Origin of the sequence: Microcystis sp. LE19-10.1B, from assembly GCF_027530565.1 — a bacterium.
GTDB lineage: Bacteria > Cyanobacteriota > Cyanobacteriia > Cyanobacteriales > Microcystaceae > Microcystis > Microcystis aeruginosa.
The window spans coordinates 1-6044 of the sequence record NZ_JAPZQM010000509.1; the positions used below are offsets into that span (position 1 = coordinate 1).

Annotated in this window: 4 protein-coding genes and 1 pseudogene; 4 read left to right on the plus strand and 1 reads right to left on the minus strand. The window is 45.3% G+C overall.

Annotated elements, in window-relative coordinates:
• The 4 genes from O9332_RS18350 to eno all read left to right on the plus strand — a co-directional run.
• Positions 1-685, plus strand: a 685-nt coding sequence (locus tag O9332_RS18350; RefSeq protein ID WP_288026750.1) for a DUF4351 domain-containing protein, incomplete at its 5' end; no start/stop codon positions are given.
• Between the two features lie 506 nt (positions 686-1191).
• Positions 1192-3270, plus strand: coding sequence for a glycogen debranching protein GlgX (gene glgX / locus O9332_RS18355; protein WP_288026752.1), 2079 nt, complete (start codon positions 1192-1194; stop codon positions 3268-3270).
• A 115-nt stretch (positions 3271-3385) separates the two neighbouring features.
• Positions 3386-4147: a DUF3887 domain-containing protein gene (locus tag O9332_RS18360; RefSeq protein ID WP_288026754.1), complete on the plus strand. Its 762-nt coding sequence runs from the start codon at positions 3386-3388 to the stop codon at positions 4145-4147.
• 46 nt (positions 4148-4193) lie between these two features.
• Positions 4194-5492, plus strand: coding sequence for a phosphopyruvate hydratase (eno, locus tag O9332_RS18365; RefSeq protein WP_288026756.1), 1299 nt, complete (start codon positions 4194-4196; stop codon positions 5490-5492).
• Positions 5493-5964: 472 nt separating this feature from the next.
• On the opposite strand, the pseudogene O9332_RS18370 reads toward eno, so the two are convergent.
• Positions 5965-6044, minus strand: a pseudogene (locus O9332_RS18370) (RNA-guided endonuclease InsQ/TnpB family protein); the annotation flags it as partial.

A 6044-nucleotide genomic window follows, 5' to 3' on the forward strand; every position in this document is an offset into this window, starting at 1 on the left:
TTGTTTATCTAAACTGTTGACTGTGCGGGAACAATTACAAAGAGAAGCTCACCGTCATCAACAACCCTTATTAGCAGAAAATATTCCTAGACTATGGATACTAACTCCTACTGCCAGTCAGAGGATTATAACTGCTTTTTCAGGTCAATTAAACCCAGATTGGGGAGAAGGAATTTATTTTTTACCTCCAGCATTAAATACATCCCTTATTGTCCTGCATCAATTACCTGAAACCCCTGAAACCCTTTGGTTAAGATTATTAGGCAGAGGAGGAACTAGAACCAGAGCGATTGATGAATTAGAGGCCTTGTCTCCTCATCATCCCTTTAAATCAGCTTCCTTAAAATTATTATACAATTTGAGTAGAAACTTGCAAGCCTTACCCAAAAGAACCCAGGAGGAGAGGAAATTTATTATGCGTTTAGCCCCTTTATACGAACAAGATAGAGAAGCAGCGATTCAAAAGGGTAGAATCGAAGGGATTCAACAAGGAGAAGCTATCGGACTTCAAAAAGAAGCATCCAAGTTAGTGCTACGTCAACTAAAGCGACGTTTTGGTGAACTTCCCCCGCATATCACTGAAACTATCCAAAAACTCTCAGTAGAAAAATTAGAAGACTTAGGAGAAGCATTGCTAGACTTTGAGACTCAAGCTGACTTAATCAATTGGCTTAATCAAGCCTAAAATCTTCGGGAAAGGCCATTTAAAACTCCTCTAATTGTTTTCTTTATCTATCGGGAAATTGAGAGCTTTATTGAATAGGGCAAGGTCTTGGAAATTAATCACGCCATCTCCATTAAAATCTGGCGTTGCTGATTTGAGTTCTGAACATTCTTTTGTGATATTTTTAAAACCTAGACCAAAACTAATACTAAATCCGTTGAGTATAGGCTACATATCAGGAGAGGCAATAGGCAACAGGCAAGAGGCAAAAGGGTAAATAAATAAGTGGGTGGGTGGAATTAAATATAAGATGAACGTAGGTTGGGTTGAAGCATGAAACCCAACGCCCGATTATGTTACGCTACCGCTAACCCATCCTACAAATAATTGTGCCTCCCTACTTAATCAGTTTTTAATAACCGGATTTGGTATAACTTTTGGATAGGACACACATTTGGCATTCATAGCTTGATTCAGCAACGCCGAATAATCTTATACTACTCCTAATCACTTCTTATCTCTTGACAATGACCTTAAAAACCGATCACGGTAAAAGCCATCCCGTCGGTGCGACTGTCTTGGCCGATGGTGTCAACTTCTCACTATTTTCTAAGTATGCCACTGCCATAGAATTATTATTATTTGATGATGCCAATTCCCCGCAACCTAGTCAAATTATTCGTCTGAATCCCCAAGAAAATCGCACTTTTTTCTATTGGCATATTTTCGTTCACGGCATTGGAGTCGGTCAAGTGTATGCTTATCGAGTCTATGGTCCGGATAATCCGGACCAGGGTCATCGCTTCGATCCTGATAAAGTAGTTCTCGATCCCTATGCGAAAGCGATTGTCGGTGCGGAAATTTATGATCGACAAGCTGCCAGCGAAAAAGGCGATAATTGTCATCGAGCTTTGCGGGGTCTGGTAGTGGATCCAGGCCGCTACGATTGGGAAGATGACGCACCGCTACGCACTCCCTACTCTGCCAGTTTGATCTACGAAATGCACGTCGGTGGCTTTACTCGTAACCCGAATTCCGGCGTTAGCGAGGAAAAAAGAGGTACTTTTGCGGGATTAATCGAAAAAATACCCTATTTGACCAACCTAGGCATTACTGCCGTGGAATTGTTACCGATTCATTACTTTGATCCCGCTGCCGCTATGCCGGGGTTAACTAACTATTGGGGTTATAGCACGATCGGCTTTTTTGCGCCCCATGCCGGTTACAGTAGCGATCGCTCACCCCTCGGTCCTTTGAATGAATTTCGCGATCTGGTGAAAGCTTTACACAAAGCGGGGATCGAAGTGATTCTCGATGTGGTTTTCAATCATACCGCCGAGGGGGACGAAATCGGGCCGACTCTTTCCTTGAAAGGTATCGATAATCGCACCTACTACATCCTCGATGCGGTCGATAAAAGCCTCTATAGCAACTATACTGGCTGTGGTAACACCCTCAAGGGCAGTCATCCCATTGTTGGCAAAATGATTCTCGATTGTTTGCGCTATTGGGTGTCGGAAATGCACGTCGATGGTTTTCGCTTTGACCTGGCGGCCGTATTATCGCGCAATGTGGACGGGGAACCGATTCTGCAAAAAGGTTATAACATGATCTGGGCGATCGAATCGGATCCAGTCTTAGCCGGGACAAAATTAATCGCTGAAGCCTGGGATGCGGCAGGATTGTATAGTGTCGGTCAATTTGTTGAATTTGCCGATTGGTTTTCCGAGTGGAATGGGCCTTTTCGCGATGATGTGCGCGCTTTTGTCCGGGGAGATACCGGCATAGTCAGCAAATTAGCGGCGCGGATTTTAGGAAGCCCCGACATATACCACAGACCCGATACCGATGTCAATAGAAGTATAAATTTTGTTACCTGTCACGACGGCTTTACCCTTAACGATCTAGTTTCCTACGACGAGAAACACAACGAGGCTAACGGCGAGGAGAATCGGGACGGTTGCAACGATAATTTTAGCTGGAATTGTGGGGTAGAAGGGGAAACCAATAACGAGGCGATTAAAACCCTGCGACTGCAACAAATAAAAAATCTCTTAACGATCCTGTTTATTTCCCAAGGAACACCTATGCTGTTGATGGGGGACGAAGTGCGACGCACCCAAAAGGGCAACAATAACGCCTATTGTCAGGATAACCAGTTAAGTTGGTTCGATTGGAGTGCGGTAGAGCAAGAGTTCGATCTTTGGTGTTTCGTAAGGAGACTGATCGATTTTAATAAAAAATTAGCTCTTTTCCGTCAGGAAAAATTGCTAGAAGTCACCTATACCAGTCTTGAACCCCATCTCAGTTGGCATGGCGTACAGTTGAGTAAACCCGATTGGTCGGAAGATTCCCACAGTTTAGCTTTTTCCCTGCGTCATCCCAAGGCGAATGAGTATTTACACATTATGCTGAACGCTTACTGGGAATCTCTCAACTTCCAGTTACCCCCCTTGGGACAAGGGGAAAAATGGCATCGCGTCATCGATACTGCTGGGCAATTGTCCGAGGCAGCCTGTGATTTAGATGCCGAGGCCGCTGTTGAATCGGAAACCTATCGGGTGCAAGCGCGTTCGGCGGTAGTTTTAATCGTTAAACCAGTATAACAAGGGGAGAGATATTGCCCGATCGAGCGATCTTGAATGCTTTAACTAATGAACAATGGCATCAATTCAATCGTCAAGTGGAAAAACGTTATTTATTTGCGGAGCAATAGCTGAAATGATGCGGCTTTCATTAGCGAAACGGGTATCGATTCTCTCTTTGTGTTTAATTGGTTTTTCCCTGCCTTGGACCGCGTTCAGCGTTTCACCGGTACAGGCGAACCTAGAACCGAATGCGATCGCTATTGGTGATCCCGTCCGAGAAGAAAAGCAAGCTCGGCAGTTAGTAGAATGGTTGGGAACTAAACAATACGACAAAGTTATTGCAGCTTTGTCACCCCAAATAAAACCCCTCTGGACTGCCGAAAAACTGCAAAAGGTCTGGGAAAGCCAAGTCACTGACAATACTGGACCGTTTAAGCGCATTGTCAAAAGCAAGCTACTCGATGCTATCAATGCCAATTTGGTGATTGTCACCGTTGAATTTGAGAAACTCACTGAAGATGTGGTAATTACCTTTAACCGGTCTGGTCAGGTAATTGCCGCCGATTTTCCCGAATTTCGTAGTATTTCTGAGATTGGCGATGCTTTTGTCAAGGCTTTGGCCAATAAAGACTACGGCCTGGCCAGAGGCTATCTACACCCTTTTCTCAAAGCTGAGGTTTTCCCCACCAGAGTGCAAGGCGCTTGGGAGAATTTACTTAAGCGTACCGGCCCCGTGCGTCGGATCGTGGGAACTCAGGTCAGAAAAGGCTCGGATACGGACGGTGTGGATCTGGTGTTGGTGACGATTCAATTTGAAAAACTGACGGATACCTTAATCCTCGTTTTTGATGATCAAAAGCAGATTGTCAACGTGGATTTCCCTTTAGGCAATTAGTAATCAGCCGAAATTACCCCGTAAATTGAGTTGGAGACGATAAGTTATGTTAGATAAAATCGAAGTTCCCATCGAAGCGATCGCAGCTAGGGAGATTCTAGATTCCCGCGGCCGTCCCACTATCGAAGCGGAAGTGCTATTAGAATCGGGGGCGATGGGTTTGGCCCAGGTTCCCAGTGGCGCTTCTACGGGTAGTTTTGAGGCCCACGAATTACGCGATGATGATCCCCAGCGTTACGGTGGTAAGGGTGTCCTGAAAGCGGTTCGCAATGTCCACGAAAAAATTGTCCCGGTTTTGCAGGGGATGAATGCTTTCGACCAAGCTAGTATCGATTTAGCTATGATCGATCGCGATGGCACGGCCAATAAACGAGAATTAGGGGCTAATGCTATCCTAGCCGTCTCTCTGGCTACGGCCAAAGCGGCGGCGGCAGATCTGGGATTACCTCTCTATCGTTATCTCGCAGGTCCGATGGCCAATGTGCTACCCGTCCCAATGATGAACGTGATTAATGGTGGTTCTCACGCTGATAATAACGTCGATTTTCAGGAGTTTATGATCTTCCCCATCGGGGCCGATTCTTTTAAGGAAGGTTTGCGTTGGGGGGCGGAAGTATTCGCCGCTTTGGGTAAGGCCTTGCACGAACGCAAATTACTGACCGGTGTGGGCGATGAGGGCGGTTATGCTCCGAATTTGGCTTCAAATCAGGAAGCTTTGGATATTTTGATCGAATCGATCGAACGTGCTGGTTATAAACCGGGGTCGCAGGTGGCTTTAGCTATGGATGTGGCCGCCAGTGAATTCTATCGGGATGGTCAATACATCTACGATGGTTCTGCCCATTCTCCCGCCGAAATGGTGGATTTTTTGGCTAGTTTAGTTGATCGCTATCCGATTATTTCTATTGAAGACGGTTTACACGAGGAAGATTGGGATAACTGGAAATTATTGACCGATAAACTGGGGGCGCGGATTCAGTTGGTGGGCGATGATTTGATGGTGACTAATCCCATCCGTCTGCAAAAAGCGATCGATCTGGGTATTGCTAACTCGATCCTGATTAAACTCAATCAGATCGGTTCTTTGACGGAAACCCTACAAACGATCGCCCTGGCTACCCGTCACGGTTATCGTTCTGTCATCAGTCATCGTTCCGGAGAAACGGAAGACACCACGATCGCAGATCTGGCGGTGGCTACTAATGCCGGACAGATTAAAACTGGTTCTCTCAGTCGCAGTGAACGGGTGGCTAAGTATAATCGCTTATTACGCATCGAAGCAGAATTGGGCGATCGGGCGGTGTACGCGCCGAAAGTCGGTTTGGGTCCAAAATTCTTGGCCTAAAATTTGAAAAAAGTTTGCAGTGATCGAAAAAGGGTGTTATACTAAAGGTACTGATAACTGATAACTGGTCACTGACTATTGTGGTACTTCGCTGAAACCCTTTTCGGCGAAGTGTTTATTTTTGGCCTTTTTCTGCCCAAAGGTATGATTTTTGGATCAAAGGTGTTACACTAGGGGTACTGATAACTGATAACTGGTCACTGACTATTGTGGTACTTCGCTGGAACCTTTTTCAGCGAAGTATTTATTTAGGGTTTGCTGAATAATGGTAAAACCCTTTTAAAATAAAGCTTTTGACCTGTTAAAGTCCGATGTTCATGCTGCGAAAATAGGATTGGGACGTTCAAAAACCTTGCATTATCCTTCTTGTAGTACATAGCTTGGTACAAAAAACAATGGCAACAAAGCCCGAAACGACCGGCTCCTGACGACCGGCTACTGACTCCTACCCCCAGGAAAAACTTTTTCAGCAGACCCTATGTAAGAAATCAGTGCGAGTGTCTTTAATCTTTGCGTGGATTTTAGCCACTTGTTTTCTGGCTTTTTCCCGTC

Excerpts from the sequence above, each read along its gene's own strand:
- glgX (WP_288026752.1), top strand. The coding sequence starts at position 1,192 with ATGACCTTAAAAACCGATCACGGTAAAAGCCATCCCGTCGGTGCGACT.
- O9332_RS18360 (WP_288026754.1), top strand. The coding sequence starts at position 3,386 with ATGATGCGGCTTTCATTAGCGAAACGGGTATCGATTCTCTCTTTGTGT.
- eno (WP_288026756.1), top strand. The coding sequence starts at position 4,194 with ATGTTAGATAAAATCGAAGTTCCCATCGAAGCGATCGCAGCTAGGGAG.